30 protein-coding genes are annotated in these 26066 nt (G+C 63.4%); 11 read left to right on the top strand and 19 right to left on the bottom strand.

The annotated features are described in order from the left end of the window. Window positions 1-70 precede the first annotated feature (70 nt). Genes LZ005_RS00255 through LZ005_RS00235 form a run of 5 tightly spaced genes read left to right on the top strand, consistent with a single transcriptional unit; the run spans window position 71 to window position 4227 of the window. Window positions 71-625 (top strand): NUDIX hydrolase, encoded by a 555-nt coding sequence (locus LZ005_RS00255; protein WP_237802946.1) that lies wholly within the window; start codon window positions 71-73, stop codon window positions 623-625. Next, on the top strand, window positions 622-1338 hold the full coding sequence (gene aat / locus LZ005_RS00250) for a leucyl/phenylalanyl-tRNA--protein transferase (protein ID WP_237802944.1): 717 nt from the start codon (window positions 622-624) through the stop codon (window positions 1336-1338). Before LZ005_RS00255 ends, aat begins: the two co-directional genes overlap by 4 nt. A 31-nt stretch (window positions 1339-1369) precedes the next feature. After that, window positions 1370-2098 carry an arginyltransferase gene (locus LZ005_RS00245; RefSeq protein WP_237802943.1) on the top strand — a complete coding sequence of 243 codons (729 nt, stop codon included), beginning with the start codon at window positions 1370-1372 and terminating at the stop codon, window positions 2096-2098. Between the two features lie 42 nt (window positions 2099-2140). After that, window positions 2141-3181, top strand: coding sequence for a quinone-dependent dihydroorotate dehydrogenase (locus LZ005_RS00240; RefSeq protein ID WP_237802941.1), 1041 nt, complete (start codon window positions 2141-2143; stop codon window positions 3179-3181). 2 nt (window positions 3182-3183) lie between these two features. Next, window positions 3184-4227, top strand: coding sequence for an aldo/keto reductase (locus LZ005_RS00235; protein ID WP_237802939.1), 1044 nt, complete (start codon window positions 3184-3186; stop codon window positions 4225-4227). A gap of 88 nt (window positions 4228-4315) precedes the next feature. Here LZ005_RS00235 and LZ005_RS00230 read toward each other — a convergent pair whose 3' ends face one another. The 7 genes from LZ005_RS00230 to LZ005_RS00200 form a co-directional block, all read right to left on the bottom strand. After that, on the bottom strand, window positions 4316-5245 hold the full coding sequence (locus tag LZ005_RS00230) for a CysB family HTH-type transcriptional regulator (protein ID WP_237802937.1): 930 nt from the start codon (window positions 5243-5245) through the stop codon (window positions 4316-4318). 9 nt (window positions 5246-5254) lie between these two features. Continuing rightward, a complete protein-coding gene (locus LZ005_RS00225; RefSeq protein WP_237802935.1) occupies window positions 5255-6325 on the bottom strand; it encodes a sulfate/molybdate ABC transporter ATP-binding protein in 1071 nt (356 codons plus the stop codon). Further along, window positions 6315-7169 carry a sulfate ABC transporter permease subunit CysW gene (gene cysW / locus LZ005_RS00220; RefSeq protein WP_237802933.1) on the bottom strand — a complete coding sequence of 285 codons (855 nt, stop codon included), beginning with the start codon at window positions 7167-7169 and terminating at the stop codon, window positions 6315-6317. Before cysW ends, LZ005_RS00225 begins: the two co-directional genes overlap by 11 nt. After that, the gene (cysT, locus tag LZ005_RS00215; RefSeq protein WP_237802931.1) at window positions 7166-7984 is read right to left on the bottom strand and encodes a sulfate ABC transporter permease subunit CysT; all 819 of its coding nucleotides are present in this window, start codon (window positions 7982-7984) and stop codon (window positions 7166-7168) included. The genes cysW and cysT overlap by 4 nt, the downstream gene beginning before the upstream one ends. Window positions 7985-8171: 187 nt before the next feature. Continuing rightward, a complete protein-coding gene (locus tag LZ005_RS00210) occupies window positions 8172-8945 on the bottom strand; it encodes a sulfite exporter TauE/SafE family protein (RefSeq protein ID WP_237802923.1) in 774 nt (257 codons plus the stop codon). Window positions 8946-9032: 87 nt separating this feature from the next. Continuing rightward, window positions 9033-9671, bottom strand: coding sequence for a peroxiredoxin (locus LZ005_RS00205; RefSeq protein WP_237802921.1), 639 nt, complete (start codon window positions 9669-9671; stop codon window positions 9033-9035). Window positions 9672-9772: 101 nt separating this feature from the next. Further along, complete coding sequence (locus LZ005_RS00200) at window positions 9773-10159, bottom strand: diacylglycerol kinase (protein ID WP_237802919.1); 387 nt, start codon at window positions 10157-10159, stop codon at window positions 9773-9775. A 113-nt stretch (window positions 10160-10272) separates the two neighbouring features. On the opposite strand from LZ005_RS00200, the gene LZ005_RS00195 reads away from it, so the two are divergent. Continuing rightward, window positions 10273-11058, top strand: a complete 786-nt coding sequence (locus LZ005_RS00195; RefSeq protein WP_237802917.1) for an IclR family transcriptional regulator — start codon at window positions 10273-10275, stop codon at window positions 11056-11058. A gap of 31 nt (window positions 11059-11089) precedes the next feature. Here the strand turns inward: LZ005_RS00195 and pbpG are convergent, their stop codons facing one another. Beyond that, window positions 11090-12091, bottom strand: a complete 1002-nt coding sequence (gene pbpG / locus LZ005_RS00190; protein ID WP_237802915.1) for a D-alanyl-D-alanine endopeptidase — start codon at window positions 12089-12091, stop codon at window positions 11090-11092. Between the two features lie 56 nt (window positions 12092-12147). Further along, window positions 12148-12843 (bottom strand): nitroreductase, encoded by a 696-nt coding sequence (locus tag LZ005_RS00185; RefSeq protein ID WP_237802907.1) that lies wholly within the window; start codon window positions 12841-12843, stop codon window positions 12148-12150. A gap of 241 nt (window positions 12844-13084) precedes the next feature. On the opposite strand from LZ005_RS00185, the gene phaP reads away from it, so the two are divergent. Then, the gene (phaP, locus tag LZ005_RS00180) at window positions 13085-13651 is read left to right on the top strand and encodes a TIGR01841 family phasin (RefSeq protein WP_237802905.1); all 567 of its coding nucleotides are present in this window, start codon (window positions 13085-13087) and stop codon (window positions 13649-13651) included. Between the two features lie 73 nt (window positions 13652-13724). Here the strand turns inward: phaP and LZ005_RS00175 are convergent, their stop codons facing one another. The 6 genes from LZ005_RS00175 to LZ005_RS00150 form a co-directional block, all read right to left on the bottom strand. Beyond that, window positions 13725-14450: an ABC transporter ATP-binding protein gene (locus LZ005_RS00175; protein WP_237802903.1), complete on the bottom strand. Its 726-nt coding sequence runs from the start codon at window positions 14448-14450 to the stop codon at window positions 13725-13727. Next, window positions 14450-15223, bottom strand: coding sequence for an ABC transporter ATP-binding protein (locus tag LZ005_RS00170; RefSeq protein ID WP_237802901.1), 774 nt, complete (start codon window positions 15221-15223; stop codon window positions 14450-14452). The genes LZ005_RS00175 and LZ005_RS00170 overlap by 1 nt, the downstream gene beginning before the upstream one ends. A gap of 9 nt (window positions 15224-15232) precedes the next feature. Beyond that, entirely contained in the window at window positions 15233-16438 is a 1206-nt protein-coding gene (locus LZ005_RS00165; RefSeq protein ID WP_237802887.1) for a branched-chain amino acid ABC transporter permease, read from the bottom strand. 13 nt (window positions 16439-16451) lie between these two features. Beyond that, window positions 16452-17381: a branched-chain amino acid ABC transporter permease gene (locus LZ005_RS00160; RefSeq protein ID WP_237802885.1), complete on the bottom strand. Its 930-nt coding sequence runs from the start codon at window positions 17379-17381 to the stop codon at window positions 16452-16454. Between the two features lie 172 nt (window positions 17382-17553). Next, window positions 17554-18501: a 4-hydroxy-3-methylbut-2-enyl diphosphate reductase gene (ispH, locus tag LZ005_RS00155; RefSeq protein WP_237802883.1), complete on the bottom strand. Its 948-nt coding sequence runs from the start codon at window positions 18499-18501 to the stop codon at window positions 17554-17556. Window positions 18502-18517: 16 nt separating this feature from the next. Then, on the bottom strand, window positions 18518-18967 hold the full coding sequence (locus LZ005_RS00150; RefSeq protein WP_237802881.1) for a peptidylprolyl isomerase: 450 nt from the start codon (window positions 18965-18967) through the stop codon (window positions 18518-18520). A 48-nt stretch (window positions 18968-19015) separates the two neighbouring features. On the opposite strand from LZ005_RS00150, the gene radC reads away from it, so the two are divergent. From radC to LZ005_RS00130, 4 genes are all read left to right on the top strand, one after another. Further along, complete coding sequence (gene radC, locus LZ005_RS00145; RefSeq protein WP_237802879.1) at window positions 19016-19690, top strand: DNA repair protein RadC; 675 nt, start codon at window positions 19016-19018, stop codon at window positions 19688-19690. 128 nt (window positions 19691-19818) lie between these two features. Further along, complete coding sequence (gene rpmB, locus LZ005_RS00140) at window positions 19819-20055, top strand: 50S ribosomal protein L28 (protein WP_237802877.1); 237 nt, start codon at window positions 19819-19821, stop codon at window positions 20053-20055. A gap of 13 nt (window positions 20056-20068) precedes the next feature. Continuing rightward, entirely contained in the window at window positions 20069-20236 is a 168-nt protein-coding gene (gene rpmG, locus LZ005_RS00135) for a 50S ribosomal protein L33 (protein WP_154371792.1), read from the top strand. A gap of 260 nt (window positions 20237-20496) precedes the next feature. After that, entirely contained in the window at window positions 20497-21501 is a 1005-nt protein-coding gene (locus LZ005_RS00130; RefSeq protein WP_237802875.1) for a sulfate ABC transporter substrate-binding protein, read from the top strand. 36 nt (window positions 21502-21537) lie between these two features. Here the strand turns inward: LZ005_RS00130 and LZ005_RS00125 are convergent, their stop codons facing one another. From LZ005_RS00125 to purN, 4 genes are all read right to left on the bottom strand, one after another. Continuing rightward, entirely contained in the window at window positions 21538-22737 is a 1200-nt protein-coding gene (locus LZ005_RS00125) for a fatty acid desaturase (RefSeq protein WP_237802873.1), read from the bottom strand. Between the two features lie 102 nt (window positions 22738-22839). Further along, window positions 22840-24162 carry a mechanosensitive ion channel family protein gene (locus LZ005_RS00120; RefSeq protein WP_237802871.1) on the bottom strand — a complete coding sequence of 441 codons (1323 nt, stop codon included), beginning with the start codon at window positions 24160-24162 and terminating at the stop codon, window positions 22840-22842. Between the two features lie 6 nt (window positions 24163-24168). Beyond that, window positions 24169-25437, bottom strand: coding sequence for an RsmB/NOP family class I SAM-dependent RNA methyltransferase (locus tag LZ005_RS00115; RefSeq protein ID WP_237802863.1), 1269 nt, complete (start codon window positions 25435-25437; stop codon window positions 24169-24171). A 13-nt stretch (window positions 25438-25450) separates the two neighbouring features. Beyond that, the gene (gene purN, locus LZ005_RS00110) at window positions 25451-26056 is read right to left on the bottom strand and encodes a phosphoribosylglycinamide formyltransferase (RefSeq protein ID WP_237802855.1); all 606 of its coding nucleotides are present in this window, start codon (window positions 26054-26056) and stop codon (window positions 25451-25453) included. Window positions 26057-26066 lie beyond the last annotated feature (10 nt).

The following is a 26066-nucleotide window of genomic DNA, read 5'->3' as shown; positions in this document are numbered from 1 at the left end:
TGCGATAGCACCCAGCGCAGCGCGGGCAAACGGTGTAAAGTAAGCCTTCCTGATTGAACCGCCCGACCCGATGAAATTCTGTTCCGAGTGCGCCGCTCCGGTGGCCCTGCTGGTCCCCGACGGGGACAACCGGCCGCGCTATGTGTGCGCCGAATGCGCCACCATCCACTACCAGAATCCCAAGCTCGTCATCGGCTCGATTCCCGTCTGGGAGGACGGCGGCGAGGTCCAGGTGCTGCTGTGCCGGCGGGCCATTGAACCGCGCTATGGCTACTGGACGCTGCCGGCCGGCTTCATGGAAAACGAGGAGACCACGGCCGCCGCCGCCGTGCGCGAAACCGAGGAGGAAGCCGGCGCCCATATCGCCCTGGGCGGCCTGTTCACCCTGCTGAATGTGGCCCATGTCCACCAGGTCCACCTGTTCTACCTGGCCCGCCTGACCGACCTGGACTTCGCGCCCGGGGTCGAAAGCCTGGAGGTCCAGATGTTCCGCCAGGACCAGATTCCCTGGCAGGATCTGGCCTTTCCCACGGTGGCGCGCACGCTCGAACTGTTCTTCGCCGACCACGCGCGCGGGCAGATGGGTTTTCACAGCATCGACATCGTCCGCCCGATGCGCGCATGATTCCCTGGCTCGACACAGGCGACCCATTTCCCGACCCGGAAACCGCGCTCGTGCACGATGCGCCCGGTCTGCTGGCGGCCGGGGCCGACTTGTCGCCGGCGCGCCTGCTCGAGGCCTATCGGCACGGCATCTTTCCCTGGTATGGAGAGGGCCAGCCCATCCTCTGGTGGTGCACCGACCCGCGCATGGTGCTGCGCACGGCCGAGCTGCGCATCAGCCACAGCCTGAAGAAAACCCTGCGCAAGGTGCAGGCCAGCCGCGACAGCGACGGCCGCTGGGAACTGGTGTTCGACCGCGATTTCGAGGCCGTGATGCGCGCCTGCGCGGCCCCGCGCCGCGACGGCCCCGGCACCTGGATCAGCGAAGACATCATCGCCGGCTACTGCGGCCTGCACCGGGCCGGCTACGCGCACTCGTCCGAAGTCTGGCACGATGGCGAACTGGTGGGCGGCGCGTATGGCGTCTGCATCGGCCGCATGTTCTATGGCGAATCGATGTTCGCGCGCGTCAGCGACGCCTCCAAGCTGGCCCTGGTCCATCTCGTGCGTTTTCTGCGCGCCCAGGGTGTGCAACTGATCGACTGCCAGCAGGAGACCGGCCACCTGGCCTCGCTGGGCGCGGCCCCGATCGCGCGCGCCGCATTCCTGGCCCACCTGCGGCGCGCGATTGCCGAGCCGCCCATCACACAATGGCAGGCCATTTCGCTACAATAGGCCGACCGCCTCACGCACCGGAAAGCCCTGCATGACGCAGCTGAACGAACTGCCCTTCGCCGCCCTTCAGTTCTACACCACGGCCCCCTATCCGTGCAGCTATCTTGAGCAGCGCGAGGCGCGCTCGCAGGTGGCCACCCCTTCGCACCTGATCAATGCCGATGTGTATTCCGAACTCGTGCGCAGCGGTTTCCGGCGCAGCGGCATCTTCACCTACCGTCCGTATTGCGACGGTTGCCAGGCCTGCGTGCCGGTGCGCGTGCGTGTCGACGACTTCGTGCCCAAGCGCTCACAGCGGCGCGCCTGGCAGCGCCATCAACATCTCGAGGCCAGCGTCGCCCATCTGGCTTTCTCCGACGAACACTACGACCTGTATCTGCGCTACCAGACCACGCGCCACGCCGGCGGCGGCATGGACCAGGACAGCCGCGACCAGTACGCCCAGTTCCTGCTGCAGTCACGCGTGAACACCCGCCTGGTCGAGTTCCGCGAGCCGGACGGCACCCTGCGCATGGTCTCGATCATCGACGTGCTGTCGGACGGCCTGTCCTCGGTCTACACCTTCTTCGAGCCCGAACTCGCAGGCGCCTCGCTCGGCACCTACAATATCCTGTGGCAGATCGCCCAGGCGCGCGAGCTTGGCCTGCCCCATCTCTACCTCGGCTACTGGATCGCGCAGAGCCCCAAGATGGCCTACAAGATCCAGTTCCGTCCGCTGGAAGCGCGCATCAAGGGGCAGTGGGGCCCGCTCGGCCTCTAGGGCGGCTTGGTACAATGCGGGATTGATTCCGCGAGCCAAGCCATGTCCGACAAACTCCTGTATGCCCTGACCCGCCCCCTGCTGTTCGCCCTCGATCCCGAGACGGCCCACAACCTCACCCTGCCGGCACTGCGGCGCGCGGCGCGCCTCGGCCTGACTGCCATGGTCAAGCCGCCCGCGCCCGATCCGCGCACGGTGATGGGCCTGCGCTTTCCGAATCCGGTCGGCCTTGCCGCCGGTCTCGACAAGGATGGCGCCTACATCGACGGCCTGGCCGCGCTCGGCTTCGGCGCGATCGAAGTCGGCACCGTGACCCCGCGCCCGCAGCCCGGCAATCCCAAGCCGCGCATGTTCCGCCTGCCCGAGGCCAAGGCCATCATCAACCGCATGGGCTTTAACAATGGCGGGGTCGACGCGTTTGTCGCCAATGTCCAGGCCTCGCGCTACTACCAGGAGCGCCAGGGCGTGCTCGGCCTGAACATCGGCAAGAACGCCGACACCCCGATCGAGCGCGCGGCCGAGGACTATCTGCACTGCCTGCAAAAAGTGTATCCGTATGCCAGCTACGTGACGGTCAACATTTCCTCGCCCAACACCAAGAACCTGCGCCAGCTGCAGGGCGCGTCCGAACTCGACGCCCTGCTGGCCCAGCTGAAGGACGCCCAGCAGCGCCTGGCCGATCAGCACCAGCGCTATGTGCCCCTGGCTCTGAAGATCGCGCCCGATATCGACGCCGAGCAGATCAAGAACATCGCCGATGCCCTGCTGCGCCACCGCATTGACGGCGTGATCGCGACGAATACGACCCTGAGCCGCACGGCCGTGGCCGGCATGCGCCATGGCGAGGAGGCCGGCGGCCTGTCGGGCGCGCCCGTGTTCGCCTTGTCGAACCAGGTGATCCGCGGGCTCAAGGCCGAGCTTGGCGACGCCGTGCCCATCATCGGCGTCGGCGGCATTCTGCAAGGCAGCGACGCACGTGCCAAAATGGCGGCTGGCGCCGCTCTGGTACAGCTGTACAGCGGCTTGATTTACGCGGGTCCGGCACTGGTGCGCGAGTGCGCGGACGCCCTGCGCGGACAATGAATATGGAGACCACCACACTTGGCAAGACCGGGCTGAGCGTATCGCGCATCTGCCTCGGCACCATGACCTTTGGCGAGCAGAACACCGAAGCCGAGGCCCACGCCCAACTCGACTATGCGCTCGAGCGCGGCATCAATTTCATCGATACGGCCGAGATGTATCCGGTCATGCCCAAGGCCACGACCACGGGCTCGACCGAGCGCTACATCGGCAGCTGGCTGAAAAAGCGCGGCAAGCGCGACGACCTCGTGATCGCCACCAAGGTGGCCGGGCCGACGGCGATGAGCTGGATCCGCGGCGGCCAGAGCAATCTGGACCGCGCCGGCATCCGCGCCGCCCTCGAGGCCAGCCTGCAGCGCCTGCAGACCGATTACGTCGACCTCTACCAGCTGCACTGGCCGAGCCGCAATGTTCCCATCTTCGGCCAGAACTATTTCGATCCGGCCAAGGAGCGCCCCCATGTGCCGATCGCCGAGACCCTGGCCGCGCTGGACGAGCTGGTCAAGGAAGGCAAGGTGCGCCATATCGGCGTGTCGAATGAATCGCCGTGGGGCGTGAGCGAGTTCACTCGCCTGGCCGAGCAGGAAAAGCTGCCGCGCATCGCCACCATTCAGAACCTGTACAACCTGACGGCGCGCGCCTTCGAGACGACGCTGCTGACCGAGACCTGCTACCGCGAGCAGGTCAGCCTGCTGGCCTACAGCCCGCTGGCGTTCGGCCAGCTGACGGCCAAGTATGTCGACGATCCGCAGGCGGCCGGCCGGCTGACGCGCTTTCCGCCAAGCTGGAGCCCGCGCTATCTGCGCCCGGCCGTGCTCGAGGCCGTGCGCGAATATGCGGCCCTGGCGCGCAGCCGAGGCCTGACCCCGGCGGCGCTGGCCCTGGCCTGGACCTATTCGCGCTGGTTCGTCGGCGCGACGATCATCGGCGCGACCAGCCTGGCCCAGCTGAAGGAAAACATCGACGCCTTCGACGTCCGCCTCGACGCCGACACCGAAGCCGCGATCGACGCCATCCACGCGCGCATTTTCAATCCCGGCCAGTAATAATTTCCCCTCAAACAAATCGGGGTCAGACCCCATTTTCCCGTACGGGAAAATGGGGTCTGACCCCGATTTGTTTGAGGGGAAAGATTCAGGCTTCGTCGGTGGCCAGGGCGGCGCTGATGTCCTGCGCCTTCAGCTCGGGCGCGAACTGGTGGATGAAGCGGTAGGCGTATTTGCGCAGATAGGCGCCGCGGCGCACGGCCAGACGCGTGGTGTTGGTGGCGAACAGGTGCGAGGCCTCGATCGCGCGCAGACCCTTGTCGCGCCCGTGATCAAACGCCATCGAGGCCACCAGGCCAACGCCGAGGCCGAGGCTCACGTATTGTTTGATCACGTCGGAATCCATGGCGGTCAGCACGATGTCGGGCGTCACGCCAGCCTCACGGAAGGCGGCGTCGATGTGGCCGCGCCCGGTGAAGCCGAGGTCGTAGGTGATCAGGGGCCAGGCGGCCAGATCGCTCAGGCGCACCGGCGTTTGCGACAGCAGCGGGTGGCCGTCGGGCACGACGATCAAGTGGCTCCAGCGGTAGCACGGAAAGGACACCAGCTCGGGAAAGGCCGACAGGCCCTCGGTCGCGATGCCGATGTCGGCCTTGCCCGACAGGACCCATTCGGCGATGTGCTCGGGCGAACTCTGCTGGAGCGCGATGCGCACCTGGGGAAACTCGGCGCGGAAGGCCTGCACCACGCGCGGCAGCGCATAGCGCGCCTGGGTGTGGGTGGCGGCGATGGTCAGGGTGCCGCTGTCCTGGCGCGCGTATTCCTCACTGGCATGCTGGAGGTTCTCGGCCTCGACCAGCAGGCGCTCGACGATCTTCAGAATGCCTTTGCCGGGCTCGGTCAGGCCGGTCAGACGCTTGCCATTGCGCTCGAAAATCACGACGCCGAGTTCGTCCTCGAGCTCGCGGATCTGGCGGCTCACGCCCGGCTGCGAGGTGAACAGGGCCTGCGCCACTTCGGTCAGGTTGTAGCCGCGCCGGGCGGCTTCGCGCACGGAGCGCAGTTGTTGGAAGTTCATACGTTCCTCTCAGTGGGCAATGCCATCGACAAACACGCGCAGGCGTTTCGGCTGCACGAGCACGGTGTCGCCTTCGCGCAGGCCAAGCTGGCGCAGGGTTTCATCGGGGATCAGGGCTTCGATCGGGTCCTGGGTGTCGGCCCGCTCGAGCTCGAGCTGGGCGAGCGGACCGATGGCGCGCGCGCGCCGCAGCCGCGCCGGAATGCCGGCCCCGCCTGCGGCATACGGGCGGATATCGAGCTCATGCGGGCGCGCATAGCCGATGCCCACCGTATCGCGCACGCTGGCGTGGTCCGGGGCCGGCAGAGCGCTGTCGCCGCTGGCCAGCACGCCCTCGTGCACGCGGCCATGGAACAGGTTCACATTGCCGAGAAAGCCGTAGACAAAGGGCGAAGCCGGCTCGTTGTAGACGGCGTCGGGCGTGCCCTGTTGCTCCACCCTGCCCTTGTTCATCAGCACCACCTGATCGGCCACTTCGAGCGCTTCCTCCTGGTCGTGGGTGACGAAGATCGAGGTCACGTGCAGCTCGTCGTGCAGGCGGCGCAGCCAGCGCCGCAGTTCCTTGCGCACCTGGGCGTCGAGCGCGCCGAAGGGTTCGTCGAGCAGCAGCACGCGCGGCTCGACGGCCAGCGCGCGCGCCAGGGCGATGCGCTGGCGCTGCCCACCCGACAGCTGGGACGGGTAGCGCTCGGCCAGCCAGTCGAGCTGGACCAGGTCGAGCAGCGCATGCACTTTTTCGCGGATCTGGGCTTCGCTCGGGCGCTGGGCACGCGGCTTGACGCGCAGGCCGAAGGCGACGTTCTCGAACACACTCATGTGCTTGAACAGGGCGTAGTGCTGGAACACGAAGCCGACCTGGCGCTCGCGCACATGGCGGGCCGAGGCGTCCTCGCCGTCGAGCAGGACCTGGCCGGCGTCCGGATACTCGAGGCCGGCGATGATGCGCAGCAGCGTGGTCTTGCCGCAGCCGGAGGGGCCCAGCAGGGCCGTCAATTCACCGGTGGGAAAGGCCAGCGAGACCTGGTCGAGGGCGCGGAAGGCGCCGAAGCGCTTGTCGATGGCGCGGACTTCAATGCTCATGGTGGGGCTCCAGCGGAAGTGGGTCGGGCCGGCGCATGCGCCATTCGACCAGGGTTTTCAGGGCCAGGGTCAGCAGCGCCAGCAGGGCCAGCAGCGAGGCGACGGCGAAGGCGGCCACGAAGTTGTATTCGTTGTAGAGAATCTCGACATGCAGGGGCATGGTATTGGTCTCGCCGCGGATATGGCCGGACACGACCGACACCGCGCCAAACTCGCCCATGGCGCGCGCATTACACAGAATCACGCCGTACAGCAGGCCCCACTTGATGTTGGGCAGGGTCACGCGCCAGAAGCTGCGCCAGCCCGAGGCGCCAAGCACGAGGGCGGCCTCCTCTTCTTCATTGCCCTGGGCTTGCATGAGCGGAATCAGCTCGCGCGCGACGAAGGGAAAGGTGACGAAGATACTGGCCAGTACGATGCCGGGCACGGCAAACAGAATCTTGATGTCGTGCTCGCGCAGCCAGGGGCCGAACCAGCCCTGGGCGCCGAACAGCAGCACGTAAATCAGGCCGGAGATCACGGGCGAAACCGAGAACGGCAGATCGATCAGGGTCAGCAGCAGGCTCTTGCCGCGGAACTCGAACTTGGCGATGGCCCAGGCGGCGCTGACGCCGAACACTAGATTCAGCGGCACGGCGATGGCGGCGGCGGTCAGGGTCAGGCGGATGGCGGCGACGGCGTCGGGCTCGGTGATGGCGGCCAGATAGGCGTCCCATCCCTTGCGCAGGGCCTCGCTGAACACGGCGGCCAATGGGATCAACAGGAACAGCGTGACGAAGCCGAGCGCCAGCAACAGCAAGGTGGCGCGCACCCAGACCGGGTCTTGCAGAGCGGGACGATTCATCGGGCGCTCCAGCGGCGGCTCCAGGCCTGCAACAGGTTAATGGTGAGCAGCATTACGAAGGAAAACAGCAGCATCACAACGGCGATGGCGGTGGCGCCCGCGTAGTCGTACTGCTCGAGCTTGGTGACGATGAATAGGGGCGTGATCTCGGACACCATCGGCATATTCCCGGCGATGAAGATCACCGAGCCGTACTCGCCGGTGGCGCGCGCAAAGGCCAGCGCAAAGCCGGTCAGCAGGGCCGGCACAATGGTCGGCAAGATCACGCGCCAAAACACCTGCCAGGGGCGCGCGCCGAGGCTGGCGGCGGCCTCCTCCAGTTCGCGCTCGGCTTCCTCCAACACGGGCTGGACGGTACGCACGACGAACGGCAGGCCGACGAAGATCAGGGCCAGCACCACGCCCAGCGGCGTGAACGCCACCTGAATCCCGGCCGCCGTCAGGTAGCGGCCCAGCCAGCCATTCGCGGCGTACAGGGTGGTCAAGGTGATGCCGGCCACGGCTGTCGGCAGCGCGAACGGCAGATCGACCAGGGCATCGATCAGGCGGCGGCCCGGAAACTCATAGCGCACCAGCACCCAGGCCAGCAGGCCGCCGAACAGCACATTCACGAGCGCCGCGACGAAAGCCGCGCCAAAGCTCAGCCGGTAGGAGGCCAGCACGCGTTCCTGCGTGACGGCCTGCCAGAACTCGGCCGGCGACAGGCTGGCACTGCGCAGGAAGGCGGCCGAGAGCGGAATCAGGACGATCAGGCTCAGATACACGAGGCTGATTCCCAAGCTGAGCCGTAGACCAGGTAGAACGCGAGCAGACATCACATATAACGAAATGAGTATGAGAGATTAAATCTTCCCACTCAAATCGCATAAGCGGAAGTAATCATTTCGCATTTGCTTAGACGAATTTTGCCGAATGCATAAATGGGGTCTGACCCCGATTTATCTGGGCGGAAATAAAAAAATCGGGGTCGGGCCCCGATTTTTTTATTGGAGAAACAATGGCTTAGCTGATCAGCTTGAAGGCGACGCCGGTCAGGGTCGTGGCCAGCAGACCGCGCAGGAAACGGTCGGGCACGGCGCGCGCGGCCCAGGAACCGAGGGTGATGCCGGGCACGGAGCCGACCAGCAGGGCCAGCAGCAGCGCCCAGTCGATCGAGCCCAGCCACCAGTGGCCGAAGGCGGCAATCGCCGTCAGCGGCACGGCATAGGCGATGTCGGTGCCGGCCACTTCGGCCGCCGTCAGGCGCGGGTACATCAGCACCAGCAGGGTGGCGCCGATGGCGCCGGCGCCGATCGAACTGATCGTGACGAGCACGCCGAGAATGGCGCCGGCCAGCACGGTGGCCGCACTCAGGCGGCGTCCGTGCAGCTGACGCGCGGGATCGGCCAGCATCCAGGCCAGCATTTTGCCGCGGAACAGAATGGCGACCACGGTCAGCATCACCGAGACGGCGATCGAATAGCGGATGAACTGGCCGATTTCCTTGTTCAGGGTGCCGAACAGCTTGAGGCCGATGGTGGCGAGCAGCGCGGCCGGCAAGGCGCCCACGCACAGCAGGCGTACGATGTCCCAGCGCACGGTGCCGCGCACCTTGTGGGTCAGGGTGCCGGCCGTCTTGGTCAGCGAGGCGAAAGCCAGATCGGTCCCGACCGCCACCGAGGGCTGCACGCCAAACAGCAGGGTCAGGATCGGGGTCATCAGGCTGCCGCCGCCGACGCCGGTCATGCCAACCAGCAGGCCAACGGCGAAGCCCGATGCGATATAAGTGAAGCTCATGCAGAATCTCCAAGAGTTAGGACGATTCTAATGTGCTCAGCTTACATAGAAAACGACACTTAACTTATTTGCTTATGCGGCGCGCGCTTATTTGTTCGGCTGCGGGGTCAGGCGCAGATAGGGGCGCGGTGCGCTGTAGCCCTTCGGATATTTCTGCTTGATCACCTCGGGATCGGTCACCGTCAGCGGGATGATCACGTCGTCGCCGTCCTGCCAGTTGCCGGGCGTGGCCACGGTGTAGCCGTCGGTCAGCTGGAGGGCGTCGATCACGCGCAGCACCTCATTGAAATTGCGGCCCGTGCTCATCGGGTAGGTGATGATCAGGCGCACTTTCTTGGCGGGGTCGATGATGAACAGCGAGCGCACGGTGGCCGTGGCCGACTGGTTCGGGTGGATCATGTCGTACAGTTCGGACACTTTCTTGTCGCTGTCGGCCAGGATGGGAAAGCCGACCACGGTCTGCTGGGTCTGCTCAATGTCCTTGATCCAGCTGGCGTGGGCGTCGACCGGGTCGACCGACAGGGCAATCGCTTTCACATTGCGCTTGTCGAACTCGGGCTTGAGCTTGGCGGTCAGGCCCAGCTCGGTGGTGCAGACGGGGGTGAAGTCGGCCGGGTGGGAAAACAGCACCACCCAGCTATTGCCGGCCCATTCGTGAAACTTGATGCGGCCGAGCGTGCTGTCTTGTTCGAAGTCGGGGGCGGTATCGCCGAGACGCAGGGTCATGATTCCTCCTCAATTGGCTAAGGCGATCAGCATAGCGCGCCTTAGACGAACAGCAACAATTGATTCGTTAGCTGCTTATGACCGAATCGGCATATAGGCGCTTAATAGTAACGGTCGAACAGGACCACGGCCCAGGTGGCGACGGCCACGACCAGGGACAGGAAGACGGCGGCCGAGCCGAAGTCCTTGGCGTTTTTCGACAGCGGATGGCGCTCGAGCGAGATGCGGTCGACCACGGCTTCGATGGCCGAGTTGAGCAGCTCGACGATCAGCACCAGCAGCAGCACGCTGATCAGCAGCAGCTTTTCGAAGATGGGGATGCGCAGGACCAGGGCCACGATGCTGCCGATCACGACCAGCGGCAGTTCCTGACGAAAAGCGTGCTCATGGCGCCAGGCCGCCTTGAAGCCGTCGATCGAATAGAAAAAGGCGGCAAAGATGCGTTTCAGACCGCTTTTGCTCTTGAATTCACTGGTGGGCTGTTCCATGGGCGTCCTGTGGTAGCGAAACAATATTATGCCGCCGGGGCCCCGTGGTTTGCCATCCCTTTTCACAATATGGTATAAAGATTCTGTTCATCCCGCACCGCACCAACCACATCATGAAAAACGACTCCCTGGAAACCGCGAAAACTTCGATTCAGGTGATCGAACGCATGGTGTCCCTGCTGGACGCCCTGGCCAAGCACTCGGACCCGGTCAGCCTCAAGGAGCTGGCCCAGGAAGCCGGTCTGCACCCGTCGACGGCGCACCGCATCCTCAACGATATGGTGATCACGCGCTTTGTCGACCGGGTCGAACCGGGCACTTACCGGCTCGGCATGCGCCTGCTGGAACTGGGCAATGTGGTCAAGAGCCGGCTTTCCGTGCGTGAAGCCGCGCTCGATTTTATGCGTGCGCTGCACAAAAAGACCCAGCAGACGATCAACCTGTCGGTGCGCCAGGGTGACGAGATCGTCTACATCGACCGCGCCTTCTCGGAACGCTCGGGCATGCAGGTGGTGCGCGCGATCGGCGGCCGGGCACCGCTGCATCTGACGTCGACCGGCAAGCTGTTCCTGTCGGTCGACGATCCCAAGGCCATCCGCGCCTATGCGACGCGCACCGGTCTGGCCGGTCACAACAAGAATTCGATCACCGATCTGGCCCGCCTCGAACGCGAGCTGAGCCTGGTGCGCGCGCGCGGCTATGCGCGTGACAACGAGGAACTGGAACTGGGCGTGCGCTGCATGGCCGCCGGCATCCGCGACGACTCGGGCAAGCTGGTGGCCGGGCTGTCGATCTCGGCCCCGGGCGACCGTCTGCAGGAAGACTGGCTCGAGGATCTGGTCAGCACGGCCAATCAGATTTCGGCCACGCTCGGCTACCGGCCCGAAAAAGCGGCCTGAAAAACAAACGGGCCCGCGGGCCCGTTTTTGTTTAGCCTTGCCCGAAGCTCGGCGTCTTGAAGGATTCGAGCCACTTGCGCATGCGCCCGGCATCGGCGATCCGCGACAGCTTACCCTTGGAATCGAGGAAGACCATGATCACCGAGCGGCCCTGGATCATCGCCTGCATCACCAGGCAGCGCCCGGCTTCGTTGATGAAGCCGGTCTTCTGCAGGCCGATCTCCCAGTTGGGACTGGCGACGAGGCCGTTCGTGGTGGCGAACTGCATCGGCTTGCCGCTGACTTCGACGACCGAACGCGGGTCGGTCGAGTACTGGCGCAGCAGCGGCTGGTTGTGCGCATAGGCGACCAGCTTGGACAGGTCGCGCGCACTGGCCACATTGCGGCTGGACAAGCCATTCGAATCGACGTAATGGGTGTCGCTCATGCCGAGCTCGCGCGCCTTGGCATTCATCGCTTCGACGAAGGCCGGCAGCCCGCCCGGATAATTGCGGCCGAGGGCCGAAGCGGCGCGGTTTTCCGAACTCATCAGCGCGATATGCAGCATGTCGGCGCGGGTCAGCTTGCTGCCCACCTTGAGGCGCGAGCTGCTGTGCTTTTCACGGTCGACATCGTCGTCGGTGACGGTCAGCACTTCGTCCATGTCCTGCTTGGCTTCAACCACGATCAGGCCGGTCATCAGCTTGGTGATCGAGGCGATCGGCAGGGCCACATTGGCATTCTTCTCGAACAGGACCTCGGCGTTTTCCTGGTCCAGCACGAAGGCCACATTCGATTTCAGGTCGAGCGGATCGTGGGTCTGGGCCAGGCCGGCCTTGTCGCCCATGGTCGACAGGGTGCTGACCTTCTGCGTAATGTACTTACGCTTGCCATTGACCGTGACCAGACGGCGCACAACGCGCTCATCATCGTCCTGGGCTTTCTTGACTTTTTTGACGGCCGCGGCCTTGGTCTTGCTGGCGGCGAGCGCGTCGCTGCCGGGGAAGGCCAACAACATGGTCGCCGCCAGGGCGCTCAACGCAAGCTTTACCATCAATCAATCCTTTGAAGCAAATCGAACACAGCCTTTAATTTCAGCAGTATACGCGCTTATTCAAGAAAACGGACGAAGTTTTTCAGCGGTTCGCGCTCCGTTTGTAGCGTGTTCTCGATCTTATCGGGGTCGGCATAGCCGAGCGCCATCCCGCAGACCAGCATTTCGTTATCCGGCAAGCAAAGTTGCTCTTTGATAATACGGTGGAAGGGTGTGAAGGCGGCCTGGGGACAGGTGTCGAGGCCACGCCCGCGCGCGGCGATCATGATGTTCTCGAGGAACATGCCGTAGTCGAGCCAACTGCCCTGCTCGAGCACGCGGTCGATCGTAAAGATCAGGCCGACCGGGGCGTCAAAGAACTGGTAGTTGCGGCCGTGCTGGGCGTGCATGCCGGCCTTGTTCTCGCGCGTGATGCCCAGCAGGGTGTACAGATCCCAGCCGACCTTGCGGCGACGCTCGATAAAGGGCGAGACCCACTGGCGCGGGTAGTAGGCGTACTCCTCCTGATGGGCGGCGGCCGCGGCCGGGTCATTGTGGACGGCGCTGATGGCCGCGCACAGGCGCGCGCGCGCCGCGCCGGTCAGCACATACACCTTCCACGGCTGAATATTGGTGCCCGAGGGCGCGCGCGATGCGACCTCGAGAATGCCCTCGATGTCCTCGCGCGCTACCGGCGTGGGCAGAAAGGCGCGGATCGAACGGCGCGAGCGGATGGCGGCGTCGACCATCTCTTGTTGCGGACTGGTGATCATGGGTCTCCTTCTTATGCGTTGCAACATTTCCAGCGTGTTATTGCGCCATATCAAGGCGCGGAGGGTCGCGGGCAGTCTACCATGCGCTGCCTTGACCCCGCTCTTGCTGTCAAGAAAAATAGAAATTCCACATTTTGCTGCGTCGCACAAAAAATGCTTGACTTAGCTGAACAGCTGCGTAAAATGGCATTTGTTGCGATGCACAATCTTAACCGCTTGCTTTCCTTTATTGGAGAAAACCATGTTTGCTATCCCCGAGCAATTTTCGAGTGCCACCAAGGCCAACCTCGAATCGCAGTTCGCCATTCTGAACTCGCTGACCTCCAAAGCCTTTGAAGGCGTGGAAAAGCTGGTGGAACTGAACCTGACCGCCGCCAAGGCTTCGCTGGAAGAGTCGACCGCTGCCACCAAGCAGCTGCTGGCCGCCAAAGACGCCCAGGAATTCTTCAGCCTGAGCGCTGCCCAGGCACAGCCGACCGCCGAGAAAGCCATTTCCTATGGCCGTCAGATCGCGGCCATCGCTGCCGGCACCCAGGCTGAATTCTCGAAAGCCGCTGAAGCCCAGCTGGCTGAAACCAACCGCAAGGTCGTGGCCCTGGTCGACGAAGTGACCAAGAACGCCCCGGCCGGTACCGAAAACGTGGTCGCCGTGGTGAAAGCCACCATCGGCAACGCCAACGCTGGCTATGAGCAGCTGAGCAAGGTGACCAAGCAGGCTGTCGAAGCCCTGGAAGCCAATGTCAACGCCGCCATGAACCACTTCACCCAGGCCACGGCCAAGGCTGCTCCGAAAGCCGCCAAGAAGTAATCATGTAGCGATGATGTTGTAGTAAGCAAAACGCCCCGGGAAACCGGGGCGTTTTTGTTTGGGCGGCGCCGTTTTATTCGCCGAGGTAGGCGGCCTTCACGCGCGGATCGTGCAGCAGCTCGCTGGCCACGCCGCTCATCGTGATCGCGCCCGAGTCCATCACATAGCCGCGGTGGGCCGCTTCCAGCGCCAGCTTGGCGTTCTGCTCGACCAGCAGAATCGTGATGCCCTGCTTCGAGACATCGCGGATCACTTCGAAAATCTTCTCCACCATGATCGGCGACAGGCCCATCGAGGGCTCGTCCAGCAGCAGCAGGGTCGGGTGGCACATCAGCGCGCGCGCCATCGCCAGCATCTGCTGCTCGCCGCCGGACAGGGTGCCGGCCAGCTGCTCGCGCCGCTCCTTCAGACGCGGAAACACGCTGTACCACTTGTCGATATCGGCCTCGATGCCAGCCTGGTCATTACGCGTGTAGGCGCCCATCAGCAGGTTTTCGTGGATGGTCATGCGCGTGAACACGCCGCGCCCTTCCGGCACCATGGCCAGCTTCTTCTCGACCAGATGAAAGGATTTGCTGCCCTTCAGATGCTGGCCCAGATAGGTGACCGTGCCTTCCACGTGGCAGTTCGGCAGGGTGCCGGTGATGGCTTTCAGGGTCGTGGTCTTGCCGGCGCCATTCGCCCCGATCAGGGTGATCAGCTCGCCCTTGTTGACTTCGATGTCGATGCCCTTGACGGCCTTGATGCCGCCATAGGCCACTTTCAGGCCGGAGACCTTGAGGATGTTTTCAGTCGTCATTAGTGCGCTCCCCCGAGGTAGGCCTCGATCACGGCCGGGTTCTTCTGGATGTCGGCGGGCAGGCCTTCGGCGATCGGCTTGCCGTACTCGAGCACGGTGATGCGGTCGCACAGGCCCATCATCAGTTTCACGTCGTGCTCGATCAGCAGCACGGTCTTGCCTTCGGCCTTGATCTTGACGAGCAGCTCGCGCAGGGCCAGCTTCTCGGTGGCATTCATGCCGGCCGCCGGTTCGTCCAGGGCCAGCAATTGCGGGTCGGTGGCCAGGGCGCGCGCGATTTCCAGGCGGCGCTGGTCGCCATAGGACAGGAACTTGGCCGTGCGATTGGCGAACTGGCCGATGCCGACGAAGTCGAGCAATTCCTGGGCGCGGCGGCGAATCGCCGCCTCCTCCTCACGCGCGGCCTGGTGGCGGAAGATGGCGCCGAACACACCCTGGCGCGTGCGCACATGCCGCCCCACCATCACGTTTTCGAGCACGGTCATGTCGCCGAACAGGCGGATGTTCTGGAAGGTGCGGGCGATGCCGGCCTTGGCCACCTCGTGCGGGGCGCTCGGCGAATAAGGCTTGCCGGCGAGCTCGAAGCTGCCCGTGTCCGGCTGGTAGAGGCCGGTGATGACATTGAAGAAGGTCGTCTTGCCGGCGCCATTCGGCCCGATCAGGCCATAGATCTGGCCGCGCATGATCTTGATGCTGACGTCGGTCAGGGCCTGCAGGCCGCCGAAGCGCTTGTTGACGCCGTTGATATTCAGGAGCACGTCTTGCTGGTCCATGGTCTTTCCTCAGGCGGGCATCACGCCGGTGGCGTTCTTGTCGTTCGTTTCCGCGTCGGGGCGGTCTTCGTGCTTGGGCGCGGGCCACAGGCCGGCCGGGCGCTTGAGCATGATCACCACCATGGCCAGACCGTACAGCAGCTGGCGCAGCACTTCGGCCTCGATCAGCACATGGCCGAAGATGGCGTTCTGGGCCGGCTCGACCACGTGGCGCAGCACCTCGGGCAGGGCCGCCAGCAGCACGCCGCCCATGATCACGCCCGGAATGTGGCCAATGCCGCCGAGCACCACCATGGCCAGCACGGCGATCGACTCCATCAGCGAGAAGGACTCGGGCGACACGAAGCCCTGGAAGGCGGCGAACATGGCGCCGGCCACGCCGCCGAACGAGGCGCCCATCGAGAAGGCCAGCAGTTTGACGTTGCGGGTGTTGATGCCCATCGCCTTGGCGGCGATCTCATCCTCACGGATCGCGACCCAGGCCCGGCCCAGACGCGAATGCTGAAGGCGCGCTGTGATGAACACGATGGCCACGCACAGGAACAGGAACAGGTAGTAGTAGGCGTTGACCGAGGGCATGGACAGCGGCCCCATCTGGACGACGCCGCGCTCGCCCGCGAGATTGACGCCAAACACCTTGATCGGATCGATCAGGTTGATGCCCTGCGGGCCATTGGTGAAGTTGATCGGCTCATTCAGGTTGTTCATGAAAATGCGGATGATCTCGCCGAAGCCGAGCGTCACGATGGCCAGGTAGTCGCCCCGCAGTTTCAGGGTCGGGGCGCCGAGCAGCGCGCCGAAGAAGGCGGCCAGGGCCGCCGAGAACGGCACGATCAGCCAGACCGACAGGTGGATGCCGTTCTGGCGGATGTCCTCGCCGAGCACGGCCACCAGGGCATTGCCGAGCGCCGGGTAGTTGTTGATCAGAGATTCGAGCAGGGTCGCGAATTGGGGCGAGGCCAGCATGCCGGTCATGTAGGCGCCGACCGCGTAGAAGGCGATGTAGCCGAGGTCAAGCAGGCCGGCAAAGCCGACCACGATGTTCAGACCCAGGGCCAGCATGATGTACAGCAGGGCCATGTCGAGGATACGCACCCAGGAATTGCCGTAGTGCTGGGCCACCATCGGGAAGATCAGCAGGGCCAGCAGCACGATCGCCATGCTGGTGTAGGCCTTGGCCGGTTTGTGCTGGACGTCGAAGTCGAGAAGTTTCATGGTCGTCTCCTGATCAGGCACGATCGGCCACACGTTCACCCATGATGCCCGAGGGGCGGATCGTGAGCGCGACGATGAGCACGATGAAAGCGAAGATGTCCTGGTAGTTGGAGCCCAGGAAGCCGCCGGTCAAGTCACCGATATAGCCCGCGCCCAGGCTCTCGATGATGCCGAGCAGGATGCCGCCGACCATGGCGCCGTAGATATTGCCAATGCCACCCAGCACAGCGGCCGAGAAGGCTTTCAGGCCGGGCATGAAGCCCATGGCGAACTGGATCGAGGAATAGTTGGCGCCCCACATCACCCCGGCCACGGCAGCCAGGGCCGCGCCGATGGCGAAGGTGGCCACGATGACCTTGTCGGCATCCACCCCCATCAGGCCGGCGACGCGCGGGTTCTCGGCCGTGGCACGCATGGCCCGGCCCATCTTGGTTTTTTCCACCAGGAAGACCAGGCCGACCATGGCCAGCGCGGCCAGCGCCAGCAGCAGCACCTGGGTCTGGGAGATGACGGCGCCGCCGATGAAGATCGGATCGGAAGACAGCAGTTGCGGGAAGGGCAGCGGGCTGCGGCCCCAGATCATCATGGCGAAGGTCTGCAGCAGAATCGACACGCCGATGGCCGTGATCAGCGGCGCCAGACGCGGCGCATTGCGCAGACGCCGGTAAGCGACGCGCTCGATGACGATGTTGACCAGCATGCAGGCCGGAATCGCGCCGAGGATGGCGATGCCCAGCTGCACATAGCCGGGCAGGCCCGGATAGTGCACGCCCAGGTAGTTGAGAATACTCAAACCGACCATGGCGCCGATCATCAGCACGTCGCCGTGGGCAAAGTTAATCAGGTTGAGCACACCATAGACCATGGTGTAGCCGAGAGCGACCAGCGCATACATGCTTCCTAGCACCAGGCCGTTCAAAATCTGTTGGATAAAGGTATCCATTCACGCCTCTGTGTTGATCTTCTATTTAACAAAAGCGGCACCGGGTATGCGTCCGCGGTGCCGCTCCTGGTCATCCACTACGTGCTTGAGCACGGACGACATCATAGCGGGGATTGGGAAAAACTAATATTGAAAAATTACAACTCCAGCGAATTTCATTTAGGCGTATGTATTAAACGACCTGCGTTTTCGTGCCATCCAGGCCTTTTGGCAAGGGGAACGTCACATTTTCTTCGACGCCTTCGAGCGCACGCACGCTCTGGGCGCCGAGCGCACGCAGGTGGTCGATGACGGCCCGCACCAGCACTTCAGGGGCCGAGGCGCCGGCCGTGACGCCGATCCGGCGCTTGCCCTCGAGCCAGGCCGGGTCGATCTGGCTGGCATTGTCGACCATATAGGCCGGCGTGCCCTTCTTCTCGGCCACTTCGCGCAGCCGGTTCGAGTTCGAGCTGTTCGGGCTGCCGACCACGACCACCAGATCGACCTGGGGCGCCATGAACTTCACGGCTTCCTGGCGGTTGGTGGTGGCATAGCAAATGTCGCCCTTCTTCGGCTCATGCACATTGGGGAAACGGCGCTTGATGGCGGCGATGATGTCGGCCGTGTCGTCGACCGACAGGGTGGTCTGCGACACATAGGCGAGCTGGTCGGGATTAGCGACGTCCAGCTTGTCCACGTCCTCGACGGTTTCGACCAGGTACATGCCGGCCTCGACCTGGCCCATCGTGCCTTCCACCTCGGGATGGCCATCGTGGCCGATCATGATGATTTCGCAGCCCTGCTTGCGCATCTTGGCCACTTCCACATGAACCTTGGTCACCAGCGGACAGGTGGCGTCGAAGACTTTCAGGCCGCGCGCCTCAGCTTCGGCGCGCACCGCCTTGGAGACCCCGTGGGCCGAGAACACGAGCGTGTTACCGGGCGGGACGTCATCGAGATCTTCGATGAAAATGGCGCCTTTATCGCGCAAATCCTTGACCACATAGGCGTTGTGGACGATTTCATGGCGCACATAGATGGGCGCGCCAAACTGCTGCAGGGCGCGTTCGACGATTTCGATCGCGCGGTCCACCCCGGCGCAGAAGCCGCGCGGCTGGGCCAGCAGGATTTCCTTATCCATAAGCCTTCCTTCTGAATTACAGGACCGAGATCAGCTTGACTTCAAACGTCAGCGATTGCCCGGCCAGCGGGTGATTGAAGTCGAACACGGCGCCATCTTCGCGCATCTCACGCAGGATGCCGGCGAAGCGGCCGCCGTTCGGGGCATTGAATTCGACCAGGTCGCCGATCGTGTACTGCTCGTCGGGCGCCGAGTTCTCCGCCAGCGCCGACTTCGACACCAGCTGGATCAATTCCGGATTACGCGGGCCGAACCCTTGTTCCGGGCTCAGGTCAAACTGGGTGTGCGTGCCCTCGGGCAGGCCAATCAGCAAGGCCTCGAGATTCGGGGCCAGCTGGCCCTGGCCCAGCAACAAGGTCGCCGGCGTCCCGGCAAAGGTGCTCACGATGTCCGTGCCGTCCTGGCTGGCCAGGCGGTAATGCAGGGTGAGGTAGGCGTTTTCAGTAACGGTCGGGACGGAAGACATGGTGCACTCTGGAACGGTGAAACCGCTATTGTACCCAAAGGTGTTTTGATGAGCATCCAAGACTGGCCGGCCGCGTCCCGCCCGCGCGAGCGCCTGCTGGCCGAGGGCGCGCGGGCGCTGTCGGACGCCGAGCTGCTGGCCATCTTTCTGCGCGTGGGTGTGCGCGGACGCAATGCCGTCGAATTCGCACGCGCGCTGCTCCAGCAATTCGGCTCGCTGCACGCCCTGCTCCACGCCGATCACGACGCCATTGCTGCCGTGCACGGCCTCGGCCTGGCCAAGTATGCCGAACTGCAAGCGGCGCACGAGCTGGCGCGGCGCGCCGCGGCCGAAGTCCTGCGCACGGGCGATATGATCAGCTCGCCCGAGGACGCCAAGCATTTCCTGCGCCTCACGCTCAGCCACCGCGAATACGAATCCTTCTACGTGCTGTTTCTGGACGCGCGCCACCGCCTGCTGGCCTACAAAGAAATGTTCCGCGGCACCCTCACCCACACCAGCGTCTACCCGCGCGAGGTGGTCAAGGCCACGCTCGCCCACAACGCCGCCGCCCTGATGCTGGCGCACAACCACCCGTCCGGCAGTCCGGAACCGAGCGAGTCCGACCTGCTGCTGACGCGCGCCCTGGTCCAGGCCCTGGCCCTGATCGACGTGCGGATTCTCGACCATTTTGTCGTGGCCGGCCCCCAGGTCCATTCCTTTGCGGAGCACGGTCAAATCTGAACGTCATAAATGTTAAATTTACGCGAAATTGCGCGACACACTTTTTTTTCACAAGTGCTTGATAAACCGAGGTTTTTTCAGCTATACTCTTGTTTTTCCAATTTTGGATTGATCTCAAGGAGTGCACCATGGCACGTGTTTGCCAAGTTACCGGGAAAGGGCCGATGGTCGGCAACAACGTTTCCCACGCAAACAACAAAACCAAGCGCCGTTTCCTGCCCAACCTGCAGAATCGCCGTATTTTTGTTGAATCTGAAAACCGCTGGGTTTCCCTGCGCCTGTCCAACGCCGGTCTGCGCGTGATCGACAAGCTGGGCATCGACGCTGTCCTGGCCGACATGCGTGCTCGCGGCGAGAAAATTTAATTAGGGAGCTATCATGGCGAAAACTGGCCGCGACAAAATCAAACTGGAGTCGACCGCAGGTACCGGTCACTTCTACACCACCGACAAGAACAAGCGCACCATGCCGGCGAAGATGGAGATCATGAAGTTCGATCCCAAGGCCCGTAAGCACGTGCTGTACAAAGAAACCAAGATCAAGTAATCGATCGGTTTCACCAGAATCCCCGGCCGGCCCGGGGATTTTTTTTGCCCGCTCCATACGCAAAACGCATAAAAAGCCAAAAATCGGGGTCAGACCCCGATTTGTATGTTGAGCAAGTCTGCCCTCCCCGTGAGGGCGCGATACGATCGCTGCTGTTCACTTTATGCGTATCGCGCATAAAGAATCGCGAAATCATTCCTTCCAGTTAGCAAGACCTCCTTTTAATCTGTGTGCCACAGATTAACCACCAAGGAGTCCCCATGCTGTTGCAACGCCTGGCCGCCGCCCTGTCGCTGGCCGCCGCCCTCTCCCCGGCGCTGGCCGCCGATATCCAGCTGCTGAATGTGTCCTACGACCCGACGCGCGAGCTCTACCAGGACATCAATGCCGAGTTCGCCAAACACTGGAAGGCCAAGACGGGCGACCAACTGAAGATCAAGCAATCCCACGGCGGTTCGGGCAAGCAGGCACGCGCGGTGATCGACGGGCTCGACGCCGATGTCGTGACCCTGGCGCTCGGCTATGACATCGACGAGATCGCCAGCAAGGGCCTGCTCAAGCCGGGCTGGCAGAAGGCCCTGCCGCACAATAGCGCGCCCTACTCGTCCACGATCGTGTTCCTCGTGCGCAAGGGCAACCCGAAAGGCATCAAGGACTGGAACGACCTGATCAAGCCGGGCGTGGCCGTCATCACCCCGAATCCCAAGACCTCGGGCGGGGCGCGCTGGAATTATCTGGCGGCCTGGGGCTTTGCACTCAAACAGCCGGGCGGCAATGAAGCGAGCGCACGCGACTTCGTCGGCAAGCTGTTCAAAAATGTGCCTGTGCTGGACTCGGGTGCGCGTGGTGCCACCACCACCTTTGTCGAGCGTGGCATTGGCGACGTGCTGATCGCCTGGGAGAACGAAGCCCTGCTCGCGGTCAAGGAACTGGGGCCGAATCGCTTCGATATTATCGTGCCCTCGATCAGCATTCTGGCCGAACCGCCGGTGGCCCTCGTCGACAAAGTGGCCGACAAGCATGGCACGCGCGCCGTCGCCCAGGCCTACCTCGAGTACCTGTACACGGACGAAGCCCAGGAAATCATCGCCAAGAATTATTTCCGCCCGTCCGTAGAGAAGGAGGCGCGCAAGTATGCGAAACAATTCCCCACGGTGAAGCTATTCACGATTGACGAGGTGTTCGGCGGCTGGTCCAAGGCCCAGCCCGCCCACTTCAAGGACGGCGGCAGTTTCGACCAACTTTACCAGCCGGGTAAGAAGTAAAAAAAACGGCTCCCGCGGGAGCCGTTTTCTTATGCATCAAGCATAACTGCGCAGGCGCAAGGAGAATTCTTCAAGCGCCCGGATACCCGAGGCTTCGGCACGTGCGCACCAGTCGCGCAGCTGCTGGAGCAGCTCTTCCTTGGTGGCATGCGAACGGTCCCAGATGGCCGACAGTTCGACGCGCATCTGGTGCATGGTTTCCAGCGCCTGGCTGTGGGCGAACAGTTCGCTCAGCTGCTGACGTTGCGGGGCTTCAAGCTTGGCCGGTTCGCGCTGCATGAGCTTGCGCGACGACTTGAGGAACTGGGCGTGCAGCTCGGCCTTGCCGCGCAGGGTTTCCAGCTCGTCCCTCCAGGCCAGCTTGACCGACTTGGCATACTTGGCCATCACATCGTAACGGTTGGTAATGACCGAGTGCAGCGTCTCGAGGTCGGCGACGACTTTTTGCTTGTCGAAACGCGGCGCCGGCGCCACTTTCTTGACCTTGGCCAGGCCGACGATTTCCATGATGCGGATATAGGTCCAGCCGATGTCGAACTCGTACCACTTGTTCGACAGGCGGGCCGAGGTGGCAAAAGTGTGGTGGTTGTTGTGCAGCTCTTCACCACCGATCAGGATGCCCCAGGGGAAAATGTTGGTCGCCGCATCGTTATTGTCGAAGTTGCGATAGCCCCAGTAGTGGCCGATCCCATTGATGACGCCAGCAGCAAAGAAGGGAATCCACAGCATTTGCACGGCCCACACGGTGATGCCGGCGACGCCGAACAGGATCACGTTCATGATCAGCAGCGCAGCCACGCCCTGCCAGCTGAACTTGCTGTACAGATTGCGTTCGATCCAGTCGTCGGGCGTGCCATGGCCGTACTTCTCCATGGTCTCTTTGTTCTTCGATTCCGCGCGGTAGAGTTCAGCGCCGGTCCACAGCACCGTTTTGATGCCTTTGGTCACCGGGCTGTGCGGGTCCTCTTCGGTTTCGCACTTGGCGTGGTGTTTGCGGTGGATCGAAGCCCACTCCTTGGTCACCTGGCCGGTGGTGAACCACAGCCAGAAACGGAAGAAATGGCTGGGCAGCGGGTGCAGGTCCAGGGCGCGGTGGGCCTGATGGCGGTGCAGGAAGATGGTGACGCTGGCAATCGTGATGTGGGTCACGATCAGGGTGTAGGCCACCAGTTGCCAGAAACTCAGGTTGGTGATGCCGGTCGACAAAAAGTCGAGGATGCTGCTCAAAATATTCATTACTACTCCAAAGTGGGGAAGGCCCGCTTTCTCCGAAGCGGTGTGATACCTCTCATTTTACGCCGGAAACGCCCTCGACCGCACAAAAATGCGGCAAGCGTGTCAGCCGGGTTTGCCGGCGCCGGCCATCACGGCGGCGATACGGGCGTCGAGAAAACGGGTGTCACGCATGGGAAAAGGCAGCTTGAACTGATCAGATTGCAGGACTTCCCAGATTCGCTTATTGACCTCAGACAAGACTCCACCGCGTCCGTTTTCCGGGTCGGCAATCCAGAAGCCGACTTCGATCTCGAAACCATCGCTGCCGAACTTGTTCAAGGTGGCCGACGGGGCCGGTTCGGCCAACACGCGCGGCACCTCGCCCGCGACTTGCTCCAGGCGCGGGAACAAGGCAGCCAAATCGCTGTCGTAAGAGACAGTCAACTGGGTCGCGACCCGGACCAGACGGTTGCTCAAAGAATAATTCTGCACGGCGCCCGTCATCAGCATCTCATTCGGCAACACCGTCTCGATGCCATCCAGGCCCTGGATCACCGTGTAGCGCGTGTTGATCTGCGTGACCTTGCCCGTGTATTTATCCACCGCAATCATGTCGCCAATCGTCAGGCTGCGTTCGAGCAGGATGACAAATCCCGACACGTAATTGCTGGCAATACGCTGCAGGCCCAGACCGAGACCGACGCCGAGGGCGCCGCCAAACACGGACAACACGGTCAGATCGATGCCGACCAGAGACAGGCTGAGCAGCACCGAGACGAGGATCAACACCGCCCGGCCCAGGCGGGCCGTCACCACGCGCAGCGAGGAATGCATGGTCTCGACGCGCATCAGGCGTTCTTCAAGCGCGGCGCCGGCCCACATGGCCAGCATCAGCAGCACGATGATCGAGCTGCCCGCCTGCAACATCGCCAGCAGGGTGACCTGATGGCGTCCGATCGGCAACTTGATGCCCTCGAGCGCGTCGATCACATCGGGCCACAAGCCCGTGATGTACAGCGCCAGGCCCGACCAGACCAGCAGGGACAGGATGCGTTCAAACGTGGCAATCGTGGCGCCGACCGTCCCCTGGCGCGCAAAGGTGCGGCGCAGCAGGAAGAAGCCGACCCGGATGGCCGCAAACGAGGTCATCAGGGCCAGGGCCACATGGATCAGGTTGCCGCGATACCAAGGCGCCAGCGCCAGCTTGGCCACGCCGAGGAAAGCCACCGCCAGCAGCGGCCCGACGACGCGCGTCAGACTGTCGATGCCGACCCGGATCAGATCCGCCTGCTCGGACGCCGGGGCCGCGTTCAGCTTGCGCTGACGCATCCAGCGGGCCGCGCCCCAGCCCAGCGCAATGGACAGGACGATGGCCACCGCCTGCCAGATGGCACTGGCATCGTGCAGGTCGCGGTTCAGCTCGTTGAGCAGATTAAAGGTCGGCATGGCAGCTTAGTCAGCGGCTTTCGGCATCGGCTTGCGTTCGAGCACGGCGGCGAAGAAACCATCGGTCTGATGCCGGTGCGGCAGCAGCTTCAGGTAGGGGCCGGTGTCGAGAGCAATCTTCTGCTCGGCGAGCACATCCGTCATCGGGACCAGGCTGTAATCGCTGTGCGCAGCCAGGAATTGTTCCACCACGGCGTCGTTCTCTTCGTTCAGCAGACTGCAGGTGGCATACACGAGGCGGCCACCCGGTTTCAGCAGACGGGCGGCGCCTTCCAGAATCGCGCCCTGCTTCTGCTGCATCTCTGCGATCGTCTCGGCCTGCTGACGCCACTTCACGTCCGGATTGCGACGCAAAGTGCCCAGCCCCGAGCACGGCGCATCGACCAGCACGCGGTCGATTTTCCCGGCCAAACGCTTGATCTTCGCGTCCTTTTCGTGGGCGATCAGCACAGGATGCACATTCGACAGACCGCTGCGCGCAAGCCGCGGCTTGAGCTTGGCGAGGCGCTTTTCGGACACATCAAAGGCATACAGGCGACCGGTATTGCGCATCGTGGCGCCCAGGGCCAGGGTCTTGCCGCCCGCGCCCGCGCAGAAGTCGACCACCATCTCGCCGCGCTTGGCGCCGACGATCTGGGCCAGCAGCTGGCTGCCCTCATCCTGCACTTCGATCGCGCCACTCTTGAACAGCGGCAGGTTCTGCAGGGCCGGCTTCTTCCTCAAACGCAGACCGAGGGGCGCGAACGGCGTCGGCTCCGCCAGAATCGGGGCCGTCGCCAGTTCGGCGATCACGGCTTCGCGCGTGGTTTTCAGCGCATTCACGCGCAGGTCGAGCGGGGCCGGCTGGTTCAGGGCCTCGGCCAGGGTCAGGGCCTCGGCCTCGCCATACTGGGCGACCAGTTTGTTATAGAGCCACTCCGGCAGATTGGCCTGCATCAAAGGCGGCAGCAGCTTGCGGTCGATCTGGCTGACGCGCTCGAGCAGCTGGACTTCTTCTTCACTCAGGCCCGGCAGGGCTTCGATGCCCGCCACACTGGCCAGACCGAGCAGGGCCAGGCGCCGCATCGAGGCGTTTTGGCCCGCAAAATCGGTGAAAAAGCTGCGATTACGCAGGAAGGCGTAGACCGATTCGGCAATCGCGCCACGCTCGCGCCCACCGAGGCGCGGGTGTTCTTTGAAATAGCGGGAAATGGTGCCGTCGGCCGGTGCGGTGAAGCGCAGGACTTCACGCAGCACCTCTTCGGTGGCGGAAACGACGAGAGGAGGCAGTCGCATGGAAAGTCCTTAATCAGTTGAGAATGCGCACCGCGCCATTGTCGATGACGAGCTTGTCTTCGACGAACAGACGGATGCAACGGGGATAGAGTTTATGTTCCTCGACCAGCAGGCGCGCGGCAAGCTGGTCGGCATCGTCACCAGGCAGCACGGGAATGCGGGCCTGGCCGACGATGGGCCCGTGGTCGAGTTCGGCCGTCACAAAGTGGACCGTCGCACCGTGCTCCGCGACACCGGCGGCCAGGGCCTGCTCGTGCGTGTGCAGGCCGGGAAACAGCGGCAGCAGCGAGGGGTGGATATTGAGCATGCGCCCGGCATAACGCTCGGTAAATGCTGGCGTCAAAATGCGCATAAAACCCGCCAAGACGACGAGATCGGGCGCGAACTGGTCGATGACTTCGGCAAGGGCCGCATCGAAGCTGGCGCGGTCCGGATAGTCTTTGTTGGACACGACGGCCGTCGGAATGCCATGTTCTGCGGCAAACACCAGGCCCTTGGCATCGGCCTTGTTGCTGATAACCGCAGCAACACGGGCCGGCCACTGCTCAGCCTGGGCGGCACGGACGACGGCCTCCATATTGCTGCCGCGACCGGAAATGAGGATCACAATATTTTTCATAAGGCCGCCA

The organism is Massilia sp. TS11 (genome assembly GCF_022012445.1).
Taxonomy (GTDB): Bacteria; Pseudomonadota; Gammaproteobacteria; order Burkholderiales; family Burkholderiaceae_D; genus Telluria.
The sequence above is the reverse complement of the archived record's forward strand: the minus strand, read 5'-3'. Positions and strand labels throughout refer to the sequence as shown.

Coding starts and splice junctions, on each gene's coding strand:
- LZ005_RS00255 (WP_237802946.1), top strand. CDS start 71: ATGAAATTCTGTTCCGAGTGCGCCGCTCCGGTGGCCCTGCTGGTCCCC.
- aat (WP_237802944.1), top strand. CDS start 622: ATGATTCCCTGGCTCGACACAGGCGACCCATTTCCCGACCCGGAAACC.
- LZ005_RS00245 (WP_237802943.1), top strand. CDS start 1,370: ATGACGCAGCTGAACGAACTGCCCTTCGCCGCCCTTCAGTTCTACACC.
- LZ005_RS00240 (WP_237802941.1), top strand. CDS start 2,141: ATGTCCGACAAACTCCTGTATGCCCTGACCCGCCCCCTGCTGTTCGCC.
- LZ005_RS00235 (WP_237802939.1), top strand. CDS start 3,184: ATGGAGACCACCACACTTGGCAAGACCGGGCTGAGCGTATCGCGCATC.
- LZ005_RS00230 (WP_237802937.1), bottom strand. CDS start 5,245: ATGAACTTCCAACAACTGCGCTCCGTGCGCGAAGCCGCCCGGCGCGGC.
- LZ005_RS00225 (WP_237802935.1), bottom strand. CDS start 6,325: ATGAGCATTGAAGTCCGCGCCATCGACAAGCGCTTCGGCGCCTTCCGC.
- cysW (WP_237802933.1), bottom strand. CDS start 7,169: ATGAATCGTCCCGCTCTGCAAGACCCGGTCTGGGTGCGCGCCACCTTG.
- cysT (WP_237802931.1), bottom strand. CDS start 7,984: ATGTCTGCTCGCGTTCTACCTGGTCTACGGCTCAGCTTGGGAATCAGC.
- LZ005_RS00210 (WP_237802923.1), bottom strand. CDS start 8,945: ATGAGCTTCACTTATATCGCATCGGGCTTCGCCGTTGGCCTGCTGGTT.
- LZ005_RS00205 (WP_237802921.1), bottom strand. CDS start 9,671: ATGACCCTGCGTCTCGGCGATACCGCCCCCGACTTCGAACAAGACAGC.
- LZ005_RS00200 (WP_237802919.1), bottom strand. CDS start 10,159: ATGGAACAGCCCACCAGTGAATTCAAGAGCAAAAGCGGTCTGAAACGC.
- LZ005_RS00195 (WP_237802917.1), top strand. CDS start 10,273: ATGAAAAACGACTCCCTGGAAACCGCGAAAACTTCGATTCAGGTGATC.
- pbpG (WP_237802915.1), bottom strand. CDS start 12,091: ATGGTAAAGCTTGCGTTGAGCGCCCTGGCGGCGACCATGTTGTTGGCC.
- LZ005_RS00185 (WP_237802907.1), bottom strand. CDS start 12,843: ATGATCACCAGTCCGCAACAAGAGATGGTCGACGCCGCCATCCGCTCG.
- phaP (WP_237802905.1), top strand. CDS start 13,085: ATGTTTGCTATCCCCGAGCAATTTTCGAGTGCCACCAAGGCCAACCTC.
- LZ005_RS00175 (WP_237802903.1), bottom strand. CDS start 14,450: ATGACGACTGAAAACATCCTCAAGGTCTCCGGCCTGAAAGTGGCCTAT.
- LZ005_RS00170 (WP_237802901.1), bottom strand. CDS start 15,223: ATGGACCAGCAAGACGTGCTCCTGAATATCAACGGCGTCAACAAGCGC.
- LZ005_RS00165 (WP_237802887.1), bottom strand. CDS start 16,438: ATGAAACTTCTCGACTTCGACGTCCAGCACAAACCGGCCAAGGCCTAC.
- LZ005_RS00160 (WP_237802885.1), bottom strand. CDS start 17,381: ATGGATACCTTTATCCAACAGATTTTGAACGGCCTGGTGCTAGGAAGC.
- ispH (WP_237802883.1), bottom strand. CDS start 18,501: ATGGATAAGGAAATCCTGCTGGCCCAGCCGCGCGGCTTCTGCGCCGGG.
- LZ005_RS00150 (WP_237802881.1), bottom strand. CDS start 18,967: ATGTCTTCCGTCCCGACCGTTACTGAAAACGCCTACCTCACCCTGCAT.
- radC (WP_237802879.1), top strand. CDS start 19,016: ATGAGCATCCAAGACTGGCCGGCCGCGTCCCGCCCGCGCGAGCGCCTG.
- rpmB (WP_237802877.1), top strand. CDS start 19,819: ATGGCACGTGTTTGCCAAGTTACCGGGAAAGGGCCGATGGTCGGCAAC.
- rpmG (WP_154371792.1), top strand. CDS start 20,069: ATGGCGAAAACTGGCCGCGACAAAATCAAACTGGAGTCGACCGCAGGT.
- LZ005_RS00130 (WP_237802875.1), top strand. CDS start 20,497: ATGCTGTTGCAACGCCTGGCCGCCGCCCTGTCGCTGGCCGCCGCCCTC.
- LZ005_RS00125 (WP_237802873.1), bottom strand. CDS start 22,737: ATGAATATTTTGAGCAGCATCCTCGACTTTTTGTCGACCGGCATCACC.
- LZ005_RS00120 (WP_237802871.1), bottom strand. CDS start 24,162: ATGCCGACCTTTAATCTGCTCAACGAGCTGAACCGCGACCTGCACGAT.
- LZ005_RS00115 (WP_237802863.1), bottom strand. CDS start 25,437: ATGCGACTGCCTCCTCTCGTCGTTTCCGCCACCGAAGAGGTGCTGCGT.
- purN (WP_237802855.1), bottom strand. CDS start 26,056: ATGAAAAATATTGTGATCCTCATTTCCGGTCGCGGCAGCAATATGGAG.